This is a genomic window from Paenibacillus sp. UMB4589-SE434, assembly GCF_030226685.1.
Lineage (GTDB): Bacteria > Bacillota > Bacilli > Paenibacillales > Paenibacillaceae > Paenibacillus_B.
Map to the genome: position 1 here is coordinate 308,097 of NZ_JASOYK010000003.1, position 16,616 is coordinate 324,712.

General features: G+C 47.2%; 15 protein-coding genes. 11 read left to right on the top strand and 4 right to left on the bottom strand.

All coding sequences use genetic code 11. The annotated features are described in order from the left end of the window. Positions 1-107: 107 nt before the first annotated feature. Positions 108-2,081 carry a methyl-accepting chemotaxis protein gene (locus QP775_RS13890; RefSeq protein WP_285106823.1) on the top strand — a complete coding sequence of 658 codons (1,974 nt, stop codon included), beginning with the start codon at positions 108-110 and terminating at the stop codon, positions 2,079-2,081. Between the two features lie 46 nt (positions 2,082-2,127). Here the strand turns inward: QP775_RS13890 and QP775_RS13895 are convergent, their stop codons facing one another. Further along, complete coding sequence (locus QP775_RS13895) at positions 2,128-3,264, bottom strand: virulence factor (RefSeq protein WP_285106825.1); 1,137 nt, start codon at positions 3,262-3,264, stop codon at positions 2,128-2,130. Positions 3,265-3,755: 491 nt separating this feature from the next. Between QP775_RS13895 and QP775_RS13900 the strand changes: the two genes are divergently transcribed. Beyond that, entirely contained in the window at positions 3,756-4,730 is a 975-nt protein-coding gene (locus QP775_RS13900; RefSeq protein ID WP_285106827.1) for an MBL fold metallo-hydrolase, read from the top strand. Between the two features lie 181 nt (positions 4,731-4,911). On the opposite strand, the gene QP775_RS13905 is transcribed toward QP775_RS13900, so the two are convergent. After that, positions 4,912-5,757 carry a stalk domain-containing protein gene (locus QP775_RS13905; protein ID WP_285106830.1) on the bottom strand — a complete coding sequence of 282 codons (846 nt, stop codon included), beginning with the start codon at positions 5,755-5,757 and terminating at the stop codon, positions 4,912-4,914. Positions 5,758-5,950: 193 nt separating this feature from the next. Continuing rightward, positions 5,951-7,264: a ribosome small subunit-dependent GTPase A gene (rsgA, locus tag QP775_RS13910; protein ID WP_285106832.1), complete on the bottom strand. Its 1,314-nt coding sequence runs from the start codon at positions 7,262-7,264 to the stop codon at positions 5,951-5,953. A gap of 461 nt (positions 7,265-7,725) precedes the next feature. On the opposite strand from rsgA, the gene QP775_RS13915 reads away from it, so the two are divergent. After that, positions 7,726-9,354, top strand: coding sequence for an ABC-F family ATP-binding cassette domain-containing protein (locus QP775_RS13915; protein ID WP_239330288.1), 1,629 nt, complete (start codon positions 7,726-7,728; stop codon positions 9,352-9,354). Positions 9,355-9,546: 192 nt separating this feature from the next. Here the strand turns inward: QP775_RS13915 and QP775_RS13920 are convergent, their stop codons facing one another. Continuing rightward, on the bottom strand, positions 9,547-10,017 hold the full coding sequence (locus QP775_RS13920) for an ArpU family phage packaging/lysis transcriptional regulator (RefSeq protein WP_285106835.1): 471 nt from the start codon (positions 10,015-10,017) through the stop codon (positions 9,547-9,549). A 274-nt stretch (positions 10,018-10,291) separates the two neighbouring features. On the opposite strand from QP775_RS13920, the gene QP775_RS13925 reads away from it, so the two are divergent. The 8 genes from QP775_RS13925 to QP775_RS13960 all read left to right on the top strand — a co-directional run bounded on the left by QP775_RS13925 (position 10,292) and on the right by QP775_RS13960 (position 16,572). Further along, positions 10,292-10,765 (top strand): phage neck terminator protein, encoded by a 474-nt coding sequence (locus QP775_RS13925; RefSeq protein ID WP_239330282.1) that lies wholly within the window; start codon positions 10,292-10,294, stop codon positions 10,763-10,765. Continuing rightward, on the top strand, positions 10,765-11,763 hold the full coding sequence (locus tag QP775_RS13930) for a DUF3383 family protein (protein ID WP_285106839.1): 999 nt from the start codon (positions 10,765-10,767) through the stop codon (positions 11,761-11,763). Before QP775_RS13925 ends, QP775_RS13930 begins: the two co-directional genes overlap by 1 nt. A gap of 64 nt (positions 11,764-11,827) precedes the next feature. Next, positions 11,828-12,229 carry a phage structural protein gene (locus QP775_RS13935; RefSeq protein ID WP_239330276.1) on the top strand — a complete coding sequence of 134 codons (402 nt, stop codon included), beginning with the start codon at positions 11,828-11,830 and terminating at the stop codon, positions 12,227-12,229. A 33-nt stretch (positions 12,230-12,262) separates the two neighbouring features. Next, positions 12,263-12,547, top strand: a complete 285-nt coding sequence (locus QP775_RS13940) for a hypothetical protein (protein ID WP_028545746.1) — start codon at positions 12,263-12,265, stop codon at positions 12,545-12,547. A gap of 163 nt (positions 12,548-12,710) precedes the next feature. After that, entirely contained in the window at positions 12,711-14,579 is a 1,869-nt protein-coding gene (locus QP775_RS13945) for a hypothetical protein (RefSeq protein WP_285106842.1), read from the top strand. A gap of 85 nt (positions 14,580-14,664) precedes the next feature. Beyond that, on the top strand, positions 14,665-15,417 hold the full coding sequence (locus QP775_RS13950; protein ID WP_343224467.1) for a LysM peptidoglycan-binding domain-containing protein: 753 nt from the start codon (positions 14,665-14,667) through the stop codon (positions 15,415-15,417). Positions 15,418-15,470: 53 nt separating this feature from the next. Next, a complete protein-coding gene (locus QP775_RS13955) occupies positions 15,471-15,791 on the top strand; it encodes a phage baseplate plug family protein (RefSeq protein ID WP_239330269.1) in 321 nt (106 codons plus the stop codon). Then, positions 15,775-16,572, top strand: coding sequence for a phage protein (locus tag QP775_RS13960; protein WP_285106845.1), 798 nt, complete (start codon positions 15,775-15,777; stop codon positions 16,570-16,572). The genes QP775_RS13955 and QP775_RS13960 overlap by 17 nt, the downstream gene beginning before the upstream one ends. Positions 16,573-16,616: the final 44 nt, after the last annotated feature.

The following is a 16,616-nucleotide window of genomic DNA, read 5'->3' on the forward strand; positions in this document are numbered from 1 at the left end:
TACCTAGCTATTAATAGTGGTGCAAGTATTCACAAGTAAGACCAAAATACCGATAAAGGTAAGAAAATGTGTAATTTTCAGGACTTAGAGCAACGAGGGGGCGCATCATGAATTACGGTTGGGTTCGTAACATACGCAAATCGCTAAGATTGAAAATTATCCTTATGCTTATTGTGTTGATTGTACTGCCGACAATGGGCTTGGTGTACGGGCTTGCGGAAACATCGGCAGGTCATACGCGCGAGCTGATTCGTAATGAAGCCAATCAGATGAAAGTAACCATTGAACAGGTACTGGGCGACATTTATGAAGATGCTGAATACATGATAAACAGTCTGGAGAAGGATCGTGCGAGTCTGATTCAAGACAAATCGGTGTTGTTAAATCGATTGCAAGGAATGGCTAAGGACAATCATGATATTTTGTCTGCGTATACGATCATGAACGGGGTATTTTATGACAGTGATCGCTCGACAGACACCAACTTTGATCCAACTACAAGGGAATGGTATAAAGAGGCCCTTTTGAAGCCCGGTAAATTATATATATCAGAACCTTATCAGGATTACATGACAAAGGACATGGTCATTACGTTTTCCAAAAAAGTAGGAACGACTGACGATGTTATTGCGCTGGATATTCGTATTCATAGTCTTGCTGAGATGGTTAGCCAATTTAAAGTGGCGGAGAGCGGTTATATTGGACTGCTGGACTTAAACAATCAGGTCATTGCTTATCCTGGAATGAAGGCTGGAGACAAGCTGGAAGGTGAACAGTATGCAGCTATGCTTGCCTCAAATGGTGGTACTTTTGACCTGACACAGGGAGAAGAAGGCGCATTTGTGTCTTTTAACAAGGATAATCCATTAAGATTAAATATCGTGTCCGTGGTCCCTGAACAGGATATTACGAAATATGCGAATGTGATTTATGTGAGAGCGTCTGTGTTTGTAGTCATTCTTCTTTTATGCATCGGGTTGTGCTCGCTTGCGGTTACCCGCTACGTGATTAAGCCTATAGTAAGGGTGCAGCGCTTAAGCGGCAGCATTGCAGAGAAGGACTTGTCCACACGTCTTGATATAGGAAAGAATCGTACGGATGAAGTAGGGCTTATGGAGCAGAACGTGAACACGATGGCTGAATCATTGTCTGAAATGATGATGCAATTAAGAGAGGCGTCTGATACTGTTGCTGCTTCTGCAGAGCAGTTGTCTGCCAATTCGGAAGAGAATGTAGCCTCGATTCAGCAAGTGTCGGCTTCTCTACAAGAAGTTAATTCTCGTTCAAACGCCACAGGAGAACAGCTTGCTCATGTTCATCAGATGGCCCAGCATGCGGAAGCAGAACTTGAGCGTGTCGTTCAGTTGGTCAATACCGCAACAACAGATGTCATTCATATTAATGAATGGTCAGTGGAAGGCCAGCGTTCAATAGAAGAAGTGAACACGCAGATGAAGGCTATCCAAGAGCGATCTGAACATTCGCTTCAAGAAGTTGATTTGCTGAACGAGCAATCGGTTCAAATTCAGCAAATTGTGGTGTTTATTCAGCATCTGGCACAGCAGACACATTTGCTCGCCCTTAATGCGGCCATTGAAGCGGCACGTGCTGGCGAACATGGCAGAGGTTTTGCAGTTGTAGCCAGTGAAGTTCGAAAACTGGCGGAGCAGACAGGTGGAGCGACTGATCAGATTACAAGTATCATTGAAGAGATTGGTCAGCGCACGGTGTCTGTGTCTCGCGCTATGGAGGATGGAGCGGAGTCCATCGCAGTCGGACAGGAACTGACCAGATCTGTTACGGGACGTTTATCGGAGATGTTTGCCGCTGTCCAGTCCATGAATACGCATATGAAACATTTAGCTGACATTAGCGAGCATTTGACTGATGCTAATCAGACGATGATGACATCGTTTAACGAATCAATTGAGATGACTAATGGTGTCGCTGCAGAAATGGAAACGGTCGCAGCGGTGAGTGAGCAGCAAAACGCTGCAATGGAGGATGTTGCCTCCTCCGCGAATCATTTGGCAAGTATCGCTGAGCAGCTGCAGCAAATCGCCACTTCATACAAGCTTTAAAAAATAGGCCCTATCTCATGTGATAAGATATGAGATAGGGCCTTTATTATTCGTCTTGTCGCGAGCGTGCCATCTGCTGCCATACCGTTCCAGCAGCTTCCTCACCCGATTGAATACGTTCAAGCGCCATGCGTGCCTGAAGTGCGACTTCGAATTCGGTATCATCCAGCGCAGCTGTAAGGGCCGCTATCGACTGTTCGTCACCGACCTCGTAGAGGAAGCGGGCGGCGCGCCAGCGGACCAACTTGTTGCTATCTTGGAGCGCTATCTTCATCGGCTCCATCGCGGAAGGATCGCCGATATCGGACAAGGTATCCCCTGCTGTTCGACGAACGCTGACAGAACTGTCCGTCAGAGCTTTGAACAGATGCGGCAGTACAGCGGGCGTATTAATAGCGCCCAGATATATAACAACGAGCCGTCTAATCTGACTTTGCGGGTCATGAAGCAGTTGACCTAGCAATGGGAGATGTTCCTCGGTAGCTTGTAGTTGATCTAGTGCGGCGTATCGTGTTCGCCAATCCGCATCTGTCAGCATACGATGGATCGTAGCTTCATCCCATGTTGTACGCTCCTCCACAAATGGAGTTTCCTCAGATTTCTTAGCGACTGCTTGCTCCACTAGTGACTTCAGACGATCGTCTGAATAAGTTGCTTCCAACTCTTGTTCCACTTCTCTTGCAATGTCAGCCAACTCGCCGTAACGAATACCATAATCGCTGAGCTTGCGTTCTTTGATCAGAGTGGCGCTGGCTACTTCGTGCACGGCATTCAAAAATCGAGCGGACAGACCAATTCGTTCTTCCTTACCATCGCCTTGTACTCGAATCTGCATCGGAATGGCACGGAAATATTGCACATATACTTGTGCTTCTCCAAAGCTGTATGCAGCATTCTCATCCAATTCGACTTGCGCAGCATCCTTGGACCAGCCGAATACTTGCTGCACGTGGGCTAGTATACCGGCCCAATCTGCATGAGGTTTGCGATCAAGCGCGATAAAGTCAGCGGTATGAAAAATACTCTTTACGCCATCGATTTCCAGTAATTTCTGAATGAGCGCCGGAGCATTATGTTTATGCTGCAGAGTGTATGTTCGTCTTACTCCGTCAGGCAAGTTAGTATCCAAGTGAAGCTTCATCGAGTTCGGACTTGGGGTTGGTTCTATGCGTAATAGCTGCATCTCATTTCCTCCTTTAGTGAAGCAGGTATTTCCATTTTACATGATTCGACGTTACCGCTCAATGAATCATCCAAGCATAGGGGGGGCAAACAGAGTAGAGGGGCATGACAATGCTGGTAACATAAGTGAAAATGACTGTTGTTGGTGTGGGCAAGTCATTGATGTTATGATGGCGTAAGAAAAGGCACTGAAGAGGCAAGCTGCACGGGTTAGAGAAGAACTTAAATATAAAGTTAGCTGTCATAGGTTATATGGGGAATAAGAGGCTGTAGGGGAAGTAACTGAGAAAAGCAGATTCAGATTAGGAAAACAGCAAGAATAACATACGACAAAAAAAAGCACCAAAAAATAGAACATACCCCTGTTTGAATAGACGAGTAGGGGTTTATGCAGTGTGGTTTAGGGTTATTAATCAATAAAATGTATCATCGAGAGCAGAAGTAAGGATGTCATTTGGTCCAGTTATTTGGTATATGATGAGGTGGGCTTATATGCAGCGACAACAATATCGCAATATGGACGATATTATGACAGAAAAGACGTGGAAGCAGTTCCAGCGTTGGCGGACGGAACGGAAATTGCGCTTGCAGCACAAGGATTACTCCTTTGCGGTGCCGCATGTTGAGCCAGATATGCAGCGTTTGATGACAAATCGGACGGACACTACGGCTACCTGGATTGGCCATTCGACCTTCCTGTTGCAGATGGGAAGTTTAAATATGGCAACTGATCCCATCTGGGCGTCAACGATGGCGATGCAGAAGCGTCTGACTGAGCCGGGAATACCGATTGAACAGATGCCACCGATTGATGTGATTCTGATCTCACACTCGCACTATGACCACTTGCATCTAAAGTCATTAAGGCAGCTTGCCAATGACAACACGCTTGTCATTGTACCGTCTGGGCTGCGTTCAAAGATGAAACGAAAAGGATTCCCGAACACGATTCAGTTAAAATGGTGGGAGTCAGCAACTATAGGTGATGTTCGCATTACATTTGTGCCAGCGCAGCATTGGACACGACGGACGTTGACGGACACGAACCGATCGCATTGGGGCGGTTATGTGTTTGAACATGTGGATGCCAAGTGTGATGAAGTGAAAGAAACGATTTACTTTGCGGGCGACAGTGGTTATTTCCGCGGTTTTAGTGAGATTGGTGAGCGCTTTGCCATAGATATAGCCATGCTGCCAATCGGTGCATACGAGCCTGAATGGTTTATGGGAGCGCAGCATGTTACTCCTGAAGAAGCGTTGCAGGCTTTTATCGATGTGAAAGCCAAGTTAATGCTGCCGATGCATTACGGGGCCTTTAAGCTGGCAGACGATACGCCAAAGGAAGCGATTGATCGGCTGCTGGCTGAGCGGGATCGTCTTGGGATTGATGCTGAGCAAATTCGCCTCATGGCCTTGGGAGAGACTTGTGACCTGAAGACAGCTTTTTGTCTGCAGAAGGGAACATAAGTCTAAAATATAAAGCTTTTGAAAAGTGATTAAAGTCGTAGGAGAGTAAACGATTATTTCATTGACCAGTGCATGACACAGCCGTTTGAAATATAACGACTGCGTCATGCGTATACCATACTTAATTCACTCTACCATGTCATGTGTTCAGAGTTGAGAATCTTGTATTGCGCAGAAGTATCTAGCCTAGGCTTATGCCAGTAAGTACCCACTTCCCGCCATGGTTATACATTTTGAGCTCGAAATGAACCCCATCATAAAAATCTTTGCTTTGAATAAATATGCTATATTCCAAGTACAGATTATTATCCATCTGTGAGCCTTTAGCTCCATCCATCAGATCCCAATTTTTAACTTTCTCATCTAAATCTGTTGCGAACTCATCCATGACTTTTTGGCCATGCACAGAGCGTAATTTCTCAATAAGTTCTTTGGCATTTTTAAAGTCAGACTCTGCGTAGTTTATTTTATATTCAATATTATGATCTTTGATATTATCGAAATAAAATTTCTTTAATGCAGAAAGATCACCGGTTCTTAATGCTTTTCCGTATAAGTTGAATAAATGTACCGCCTGACCTTTATGTTCTTTAAACATTTTGTCTGGGCTTGTACTAGCGGAGTAGGCTGGAAAAGAGGTTACTGCTTTACTAGACGAGTCTATGTTTTTATCGGGTTTTACTGTGCTATCGATATCAGAGTTATCCTTTGTTGGTAGTGTCGCCGAGTCTTCTGTTTGCTGACTATTCCCCCCAGTGATTACTACTTCTTTAGCATTTCCGTCCCATTTGGTTGAAGCGCCTAATGCTTTGGCTAAATAAATAGCAGGGACGTATGTATTACCGTTATAAACTAGAGGACTCGTGTTGCCCGTGTTAATAATGTCGCCATTGACCCGCAGCTTGATCTCACCATTCTGGTAAGCTGTGACTTTACGTACAACGGAATCCGCGTAGGCCAACGAGCCAACTGCTACCGTTAGCGATAGCATAGTAACGATCGCTAACACACTTTTTTTCTTTTTCATGTTTTCCTTATGCTCCTTTGTGATTTAGTAGGAGTGTTTTGAAATTGAACCAAATTACCAAGCACTCCAGAATTATGTAAAGGGAATCTTTTCACATTATACTAAATAGTACATAACAATGACAGAGGAAAACCGTTATAAAAGCTCCATTATGAAGCTTTTATAACGGTTTCATTGGTAATATTTTAATAGATTAACGTTTTTTTTGCCGCATCGCTGCCTTATAATTCCGGGCAGACTGCTTGTTTGTGCTTTTGTACTCCCGCAGCGCACGGGCATCTTCTGATCGCTTCATGAAGGCGAACTCGCGCTGCAGCTTGCGGTAGGCGGTTAATCTGGCTGCCTCAAGCTCGCCGCTTGCGAGGGCTTGCTGCACCGCGCAGCCTGGCTCTCGTTGGTGTTCGCAGTCGGTGAAGCGGCATTCGGCAGCGAAGCCCTCGACATCTTCGAAGGCATCAGACAGACCGTGGCCGTCATTGCCTTCCAATGTGACGAGACCAACCTCACGCATGCCAGGCGTATCAATCAGCCAGGCACCATGTGAAAGCGGCAGCAGCTCGCGGTGTGTAGTGGTGTGGCGTCCTTTGCCATCACCCTCGCGGATGTCTTGGGTAAGCATATGCTGTGTCCCGGACAAGGCATTCGAAAGCGTAGACTTGCCGACACCGGAAGAGCCTACCAGCACTACCGTGCTCCCAGAGGGAAGTGCTGCTCGTAGTTCTTCGATTCCTTCATTTGTTAAGGAGGAGACGGTGTACACTTGCGCGCCAGGTACGGCATTCATCGCTTGAGCGACGTAGTCCGCTGCTTGAGCCGGATCAGCGACAGCATCGGCCTTTGTCAGCACGACAAGCGGTAGAGCACCGCTATCGTAGGCTAGAGCCGCGTACCGCTCCAAGCGGCGCGGCTCAAAATCTACCGTCATCGCGGTGACCAGCAGCGCGATGTCAACATTGGACGCGATCACTTGCGCGTCCTTCCGACCGCCGGCCACCTTGCGGGCGAACACGCCGCGCCGCGGCAGCACGCCGGCAATCGTGGCCCGCCCTTCAGCAGGGCGGGGGGCGACGGCCACCCAGTCGCCCACTGCTGGCCAATCGCTCGGCATAAGCATAGCCGCGCGTGCTTGGCCCGACGGCTCCGCGAGCCATTCGCCAGCTTCGCCGTACACCCGGTACAAATGCTTGTGCGCAAGCGCAACCCGCGCTGGCACAAGCGAATCCCCGAAGCGGCGGATAGCCGCTTCGTTCAGCTCTGCGAGCCACGTGGTCCATACTTCTGACCACGACTCGTCCCAGCCTAGCGAGCTCAAGCTGGTCCAGCTTGGAGAAGTAGGCTCTGACAGACCATCGTCTACGGTGTAGACAGCCTCCATTGCAACCAGTTCAGCAGCATCTATATGTTTATGTTCCATAATAGATGCTGATTCAAGCTTATTATCGATGATATGTGCACGTAATGATGATGTGCTATCGTCATTTGTCTTATTAATTGGATTATTGTTCAAGTCTGTTTTCTCCCTATTAGGTAGGAAGACGTCAGCGAGCAAATAGCTCTATATGAGTTAACGTCTTCTCCTCGATTGTGAACTTGCAGTGACACGGACGACTAAGCGACAGTGAACAAGTTCGGGAGCAGACGGGGTTCACACCTTTCCACACAGGTGCTGGACGGATCAGTTATTGCAGGAACGCCGAATGAACGGCTAACGGATGAACCCTACCTCCCGAACGTCACATACAATGGATACTTTCACCATATAACATCCCTCGCTTTCTTCAGGTTCATAGTAAGTTATGAAATGGAATCACTTGAGGTTTTCACTTCATGCCATTATTATATCCAAACTTCCTGACCTTGGAAACCGAAATTTACAATGCATTCCGTTGTCCGCGCATGCATATTTTCCACAGGTATGTTATAATAATCGCTTGGAAACCTATAATTGTTACAAAGGACGGGAATGCCATGATTAGTACAACAGGCGTCACGCTCCGCTACGGCAAGCGCGCGCTGTTCGAGGACGTTAACATTAAGTTCACTCCGGGCAACTGCTACGGTCTGATAGGCGCGAACGGGGCGGGCAAGTCAACATTTTTGAAAATATTGTCTGGTGAAATTGAAGCCAATAGCGGGGAAGTTCATATTACACCTGGCGACCGTATGTCGGTGTTGAAACAGAACCATTACGAATATGACGAAAACAAAGTGTTGGAGACAGTTGTTATGGGTCACCAACGCTTGTATAACATTATGAAAGAGAAGGACGCCCTCTATGCGAAGACGGACTTCACAGAAGAAGACGGCATGCGCGCAGGTGAGCTGGAAGGCGAATTTGCGGAGCTGAACGGTTGGGAAGCTGAGTCGGATGCTGCAGCAATGCTAATCGGCCTCGGCATTCCAAGAGAGCTTCATGAGAAGTTGATGTCTGAGCTTGATGGCAACGAGAAGGTTCGTGTCTTGCTTGCGCAAGCGTTGTTCGGCAGCCCGAATATTTTGCTGCTCGATGAGCCTACCAACCACTTGGACTTGGAGTCCATTAACTGGCTGGAGAACTTCTTGATGGACTATGAAGGTACCGTTATTGTAGTATCTCATGACCGTCACTTCCTGAACAAAGTGTGTACAAATATTGCGGATATTGATTTTGGCAAGATTCAATTGTATGCGGGTAACTACGACTTCTGGTACGAGTCGAGTCAATTGGCTACGAAGCTGGTACGCGACGCGAACAAGAAGAAGGAAGAGAAGATTAAAGACCTTCAAGCGTTTATTCAACGCTTCAGCGCTAATGCTTCGAAATCGAAGCAGGCGACGGCTCGTAAGAAAATGCTCGATAAGATTACGTTGGACGATATTCGTCCATCCAGCCGCAAGTATCCGTTTATCAACTTCAAGTCCGAACGTGAAGCAGGCAAGCAGCTCCTGACCATCGAAGGATTAACGAAGTCGGTTGACGGTGAGAAAGTGTTTGAGAACTTGCATCTTGTTGTAAACAAAGGGGATAAGATCGCGCTTGTTGGACCAAACGGTCTGGCGAAAACGACGCTGTTCCAGGTTCTAATGGGCGAAGTGGAGCCAGAAGCAGGCGAATTCACATGGGGGGTTACGACTTCTCAAGCGTATTTCCCTAAAGACAACTCTGCATACTTCGATGGCGTGGAAGACAATCTGGTAGATTGGCTGCGTCAATATTCGAAGGATCAGGACGAGACGTTCCTGCGTGGTTTCTTGGGACGTATGTTGTTCTCTGGTGAAGAAGCACTGAAGAAAGCCAGCGTATTGTCCGGGGGCGAGAAAGTGCGCTGCATGCTGTCTAAGATGATGATGACGGGTGCCAACGTGCTGCTGCTTGATGAGCCAACGAACCATTTGGACCTCGAATCCATTACAGCGCTTAACAATGGTCTGATCGACTTTGACGGCACGATGCTGTTTACGTCGCATGACCATCAGTTCGTACAGACGGTAGCTAATCGTATCATCGAGATTACACCAAATGGTGTCATTGATCGTGTTACTACGTTTGACGAGTACTTGGAGAGCGATGAGATTAAAGGTCTGCGTGAGAAGCTGTACCCAGCAGAAGAGAAATAAAGTTAATATAAATGGAGAAGCCCAGATTGTCTGTTAAGGACAGTCTGGGCTTCTTTATGGCATGCAGGTCACGAAAAAATGAGCTGGTACAGGTGCATGAATAGCAGCAAGGGGACTTCTATTGGGAAGTCCCCTTGTTGTGCGTTTGCTTAATCAGATACAGGTGGGATGACCAACAGTACACACGGAAATTTATGTAGGTCGTGAAGTGTTCAGTGCGTATTGAAAGGCATGGAGCAGCTTAACAAAGGCCCGCTTGCGGATCTGGCCATAGGTGACTGCACTGATTGGTGGGTCAAAGCAGAAACTGTATACTTTCGTGTCAGTCATTCGTGCCGCCTTCATATATCGTTCTCGGATAAGCAACTGCTCATCCGCTTCCAACTCATCTATGATGGATTCGATCAGCCCGCAGAAGGCGAGGCATTCGTTCGCCTTGTCCATATTGTGAATGGCGATTGCAGATGTAGGATCGCCAATCCGATTCGTAGCTCCGTTCTCCCTCGCTTCATAATTTGCCGTAATGCGAGCTTCACGCATGGTAAACTTCATCACCTTGCACATTCTGTACTTGGAAAACACCTGTTCAATCCGTGCCTTGGCTTGTTTGGCATCCAGCCGCTCCTCTTCTGGCATCTCCATAAAATAAGTTGATATCATCATCAGGCAAGTCCTCCTTCATTTCCATCCGAACTATGGAACACCGTGGGCAGGTATCTTTATTATACCACAAAAAGAGAACAAATGTTCTTATAAATATTAAAAAGAAATCAAAAAGAAAATAGTAAAAAGGAATAAACCAAACATGTGTTCGCTGTTTTATACTATTAACGTGGACATCGTGAGCACAGGGAAATCATCTCTCATCAAGCTTGTTTCGATAGGTGAGAGAAGCTGATTTGGTAGACTGCGATGTTAACAAAGGAGGTGATGTGCATTGATTGCGTACCGCAACATCGTGCAGCAATGGATTGTGCCTATGGGAGAAGCCCTTAAGCTGCCTTTAGTTAGCATGGATTCGCTGCGTACGAATAACACACTGCCATTGCTCGTCTACGATGTGACAGAGCCCTATATCGATTGCAGCCCGCATGCTCTAGACACGGGAACTGGAGATGTTGAGAAGCTTGTAGAGATGGAATGGCTGCTGCTCATCTGCGGTGACGACCGCATGGAAATGGTAGAAAGATGTCGGGATATGCTGGGCTGGTTGTGGACCGAGGGACTAGAGCATCTGGCGAGGTTATCGGTCTCAATGGTTCGAATCAGCCCCGCACAATGGAAGACAGACCCCAATGCCGGGCTTGGACTTCAAGTAAGGCTGCGGATGAAAGATCGTTTCGTGCGTTCTTTTACGTCGATTGACAAGATTGAACTGACTTCAAAAGAAGAAAAGGGAGTGGATGATTAATGACAGTACAAGACGTGCAAGTAACCATCGATTTACAGAAGCCGACAGGACGGTTGTCTTTGGCGACACCGCTTATTCTCGGCAAAAAAGCTGGCGGGTTCGCTTATAAAGAATTTGGCGATCTGGACTCTATAAAAGCCGAATTTGCAGAGACAACAACCGAATATAAGATGGCACAAGCGTTGTTTGGTCAGGGAGACCACTCGCCCAAACGCATTGCGATTGCTGCTCATGATGATACGGAGGAGCCTGCTGTACGCCTGCGGGCAGTGCTGGATAACAGCTGGTACTATCTGCTTTCAGCGGACAACAGTGCGACTGTAGTAGAGGCACTAGCCGAAGAGTTGGAGAAAGAAGACTACCGCTTGTATGTCACTCGTATCGCTGACAAGACCAAGCTTCAGGCGCTTAAAGCCAAGGGATACACGCGTACGGCCGTATTTTACCATACGGATGCTGCTGCTTATCCAGATGCGGCATTGGTGGGTTCCGTGGGTTCTGCGGATGTAGGTTCTGTTACGTGGAAGTTCAAAACGTGTACGGGAATTTCTCCATTAAAGCTGACATCTACTCAGTTAATGGAAATTCATGATAATGGTGCCATTACGTATGTGAATAAACAAGGTGAAGCACGAACATCCGAAGGAAAGACCGTATCCGGCGAGTATATCGACGTCATTATGTCTCGTGATTATGTGCGTGCTCGCATGGAAGCACAGGTTCAAAACTTGCTCAATCAATCGGATAAGATTCCGTATACGAATGCAGGTATTGCCCAGATCGAAAGTGCAGTGGTGAACGTACTGCATGAGGCATTTCGGATGGGGATTATTGCGGAGGATGAAAGCGGCGAGCCATTGTTTGGCACTTCGTTCCTGCTGCGAGATCAGGTGGAGCCGGGAGATCGCGTTAATCGCAATTATAAGGGCGGTTCGTTCTGGTTTGAGATTGCCGGCGCAGTTCATCAAGTGCTGGTCAAAGGGGTTATTCGTTTCTAAGTCCAGTAAATGGGCAAAAGTCATTGAGGGTAGAAATTAGCTAATAAGAGGATGGTGTTTATTAATGAATATTGGTATTTATGATGCAAAGAATGTGTCGGTTATCGTCAATGGCAATTATATTACGGGGTTCGGTGAGAACACATTTGTGTCATGCGAAAAGGATGAAGAAATGTCAGTTGCCCATGTTGGCGCACACGGCGAGGTTGCGATTGCACATAAGAACAATCCGCTGGGTACCATCAAATTAACCTTGATGTCAACTTCTCCGCAATTGACTTTGCTTCATCAACTTGCTCGCGAGAAGAAAATATTTGACATTTGGGTAGTATCCCATAATGAACCACGCGAACGTATTGGAAGTGAGCAAGCTATCATGAAAAAGCTCCCAGCTGCTGCATATGGCTCTGAGCTGGAAGATCGTGAATTTGAAATTCAATTGCTGAAATATACACATACGGTGTAATACCTTGAACATAAGAAGAAAGGGTGAATGTAAATGAGCAAGCAGAAGATCGTCACGATTGATGGAGAGGAACTGGTGCTACAGCATCCAGGAGCGCGTGCTCTAATGCGACTGTATGATGTCGCGCTAAAAGCCGATGGCGGCTGGAAACTCGAAGCATCGATGGATTTCTTCCTTCAGCACGTCATCGTATCTCCGCGTCTCCATTGGGAGGGGCTTGAAGATAAATCTGATCTTTTGACTCCGTTATGGCTGGAATGTGCACGATTCCTGGGGATGGTAGATACACCCTTGGAATCCGAATCATCCGACGTATAGGCATTCCATCACCCTGAATCCGCTCCGGCAGCTGTTCTGGCAGGTCGTCTTGAACAACCGGGGCGGCGTTTCATATACAGAGGCGAGCAGCATGAGCATTGAGGAACTGTGTGAGGCTGCGGCGGCGATGGAATGGATATACGGGAAAGGAGGGAAATAAACAATGGATGATCGGATTGTTAAAAATACGCATCGTGAGCTCCGCACGATGAACGGAAAAATAGATGAGCTTGAATTGACGTTGAATGTACTGACAAGTACGATTCGTAGTCAGTCCAGTTTATTGTACTCCAGCATGAAAATGAAGTCAGCAGCAGGTGCTTATGCCCTACAGCCAATCCTGAATACAACTCAGTTGGAATTGGCGTTGGACCGAGTTCAGGTGGCTATGGTTCACCAGGGTGCTGCCATGAGGCAATTGTTTGCTTTAAAGTCTGGTGCAGCGATTGCACAAGGTGCGGCTGCCACCAAGGCTACAGACGATAAAACGAAGCTGCTGCCATGGGCGGAGAATTTCCAGAAATCTGATTTTGGCAAGACCATAATTAGCAGTAATGAAGTTTTGAAGCCTTTTAAGGATTTGGGGGATACAGTTGTAGCTCTGTTTGAAGGCCCTCTGAAAATTAAAACTTCTATTGATGAGTATCGTAAATGGTTTCAAGGTAAAGGTGGGGAATCCGGCAATAACAATAGTGACAGCAATGGAAGTTGCACTTGTAGCTGTTGTGCTCCTGCTAGTGATAGAACAGGCGGGAATGGAGGAGGTTCCCCTGATAACCAAAGTGATTCGAGGCGTAGAAGTTCGCGCCGTGCCCGTGGTCGTCAAGGACGTCAAGATTCAGAGCCTACGCAGGAGTCAAGGAGAAGGTCGGATAACGGGGGCAGAAGCAGACATAATCGACGCAATACAGGGGCGAATCAGCGGAACTCAAGAAGGCGTTCATCTTTGGGTGGATCTTCCGCACCGCCTCCTGAGCCTAGCACTGGTACGGGTAGACAGGAGTTAGGACGTGCAGCGCAGGGTGAGAATGGCTCCGCATCGCGCACAAGAACAGACAGGCACGGACCAGCGTGGAGATTATCCCACATGCTGCCGAAAAGCCGGAAAGGCAGAGCAGCTTTAGGCATTGCAGGTGCAGCCGGAGCGATTGGAGCAGGATATGCCTTATTTAGCGGGAGCAGTAAAGAAGGGCAGCAGCCTGACGATGGAAGCAGTCAGCCATCTACAACGATAACCAATGTCGCAACTGTTGCTCAATCTTCTATTGATATGGTCCAGGCGGTACAGTCGATGCGCGGGGCGGCTGATGTAACAGCAGGGGCAGCTCAGCAAGCAGCAGCTCCTACAACTGCGAACGCGATTAGAGCTTCTGCTCAATCGGCATCCGCCGCAACAAGAACAGCTTCAGCTGCCAAAAAAGTAGGGTGGTTCGGCAAGTTGCTTAAAGGCGCTAAAGCGGTTAGTAAAGCAACCAAACTGCTGCGGCTTACACCGGCCGGTTTTTTGGGAGGGTTGGCGCTTGATGCTGGTTTATGGGCGGCTGAGAAGTTTTTGCTCCCGAAAGACGAGGATCAAGGAAAGGACGAACTTCAAAAGCCGACTCTACCTACAACGCTTCCTGCCACGTTACCGAATAACATTCGCAGGCCTGGAGCTACTTTACCAATGGCGGACGCATCACGTGCGCCTGTAACACTCCAAGCAGGCATAGGGCCCCAAGTCTCAACGACTGCAGGTACTTCCTATCGCCCCTACTCTGATATGACTGGCACAGGAATTCCTGTATCAACTTCGCCGACGTTGAATGTACCGCCAGCGATACCAGGGCGGACAGGCACAATGGATGTAAATGCGAATAGCAACGTGGTGATGAATCTGAATGTGAACGGGTATGTTGATATGCGAATGATCGATGAAATTAAGCGGATTGCGCGCGAGCAGTTTGATGCTTCATTCCGCTCTTTCGAACGAAGTATTGCAAGCAAGATGCCTAAGCCGCAGACAGGGCCGGGAGGGGTGACTTCTCATTAAGCAAGAGTCAGTTCCAAAGTCAAAGGCAGTTTCAAAGCCAAAACCACCACAAAAATCAGCACAAAAGTTAAGCCGTTTAGGTGGAATCGATTTATTTGTAACGTCAGAAGAGCCGGAGTATGCTGTGCAGGTGAGTACCCATAACGTTGAAAAAGGTGGAACGATAACAGATCACATCCAGAAAGATACGGTTAGTCTCCATCTCGAAGGGCTATTGATTGGACCTAAAGCAGATCAATACCGGCATCGTTTAGTTAAAGCAATGAACGCAGGCACGCTGCTTCAATATTCAGGTCGTAATTTGCTATTAAATTGTGCGATTACAAGCTTAAGAACGGCACATGACAATTCCATCTCTAACGGGATGAGCTTTTCCATGACGCTCAAACAAATCAATGTAGTTACGATAAGCTACAAGAAGCTACCAGCCAAACGGAAGGTGGCCGTTAAGCCCAAAAGTCGTGTGGGGCAAAAAAATGCGACGTATCGTCCCAAACCGCTTTCACATACGGTCCGTAGAGGACAGACATGGGAGCAAATTGCGGCTTACTACGGCACAAGCCCCTATCAGCTTCGTAGCTGGAACTCACATTTAGATGCTCACGTTCCACCTCCAGTAGGCATGATCTTGTCCATCGGGCAAAAGGCGAGCGCTAAACAAAAAGCTATGAATCCGAATTTGAAGCATGCGGTAAGAACTCACAAGGTAGTATATGGTGAAAGTTGGAATTCAATAGCTTCTAGGTATGGTACAAGCCCCGATATATTAAGAGGATTGAACCCTAACATTAACGGCCATACCATACTCAAGTCTGGAATGGTGATCCGTGTTCTATAAATGACAGGTACTTATATGATGGTAAAGCCACTTCTAGGGAAGGAGGAATGTGTATGGCAATTGTTGTCATTGATAAGGAGTTGGTTCCTTACTCGTTTGAGATGGACTTAGGTGGTCGTACGTATACGTTTGAAATTCGATACAACCATAAACATGATTATTTCACAGTGGACTTACTAGTAGGAGAAAATGCGCTTGCACTAGGAGTAAAGCTGGTATGGGGCGTGCCTTTATTTGAGGCCATAGAGACACCCTTGTTTCCGTTGGAAGAGATTGTGCCTTATGGAGATAATCTGAATGAGCATGTGACGTGGGATACGCTTGGGCGATCCGTGCACATTCATTTGGGAGAAGACGATGGAATATTTATATAATCGCCAATGTGAAGTGCTTGTTGGGGGGTACAAATTTACGTACCAAGACCTGACAATGCGCGTTGTGGTTGACTTTGATGATGATAAAGAGGCCAACGAATCTACCATTGAATTGTACAATTTATCGAAGCATACACGGGCTAGTCTTCGTAATGGCATGCGAGTCATCGTTAATGCGGGATACGGTCGTAGTCTGGGAACGGTACTTCAAGGTAATGTCGTTGAAATTCGAACGAAGCGCGAGCAGATGGATCAAATTACGACCATTCAAGTGAAAGACGATTTAACCGTATCTGTCTATCATGTGGTGCAGTCTTATCGCAAAGGTATAAAAGCAAGTGAAATTATTCGCGATCTCCTAAATCAAGCGCAGATTCCTCATGGAGAAATATCGTTGCCATCTGATTATACGTATGCCAAGGGCTTTGTTGTAAAAGGGGATCCTGTAGCGGCCATTCGCCGAGCCGCTGCGGCTTGTGGAATTATGACTTACACAAGGCAGGGCAAGCTGCATTTTCAAGCACCGAACGGGTCTGCTGCCAACCGAACCGCTATTCGTTTAGCTGCGAACAGCGGCTTGCTTGACAGTCCACAAACATTTGAAGATGGAGATATAAAGGGGGTTCGGGCAACTTCGTTATTGAACCATCGCCTGCATGCTGGCGCACTCGTCTGGCTGGAAAGCGTGGATTATCATGGGGTGTACCAAGTAAGACAAGGTAGACACACAATCTCGGCAGAGCAATTTGTTACGGATGTGGATTTAGTGAAGGAATCCTAGTTTGTTTTAAATAGTATAGATAACCGTTTCATAGTCGAGGAAGG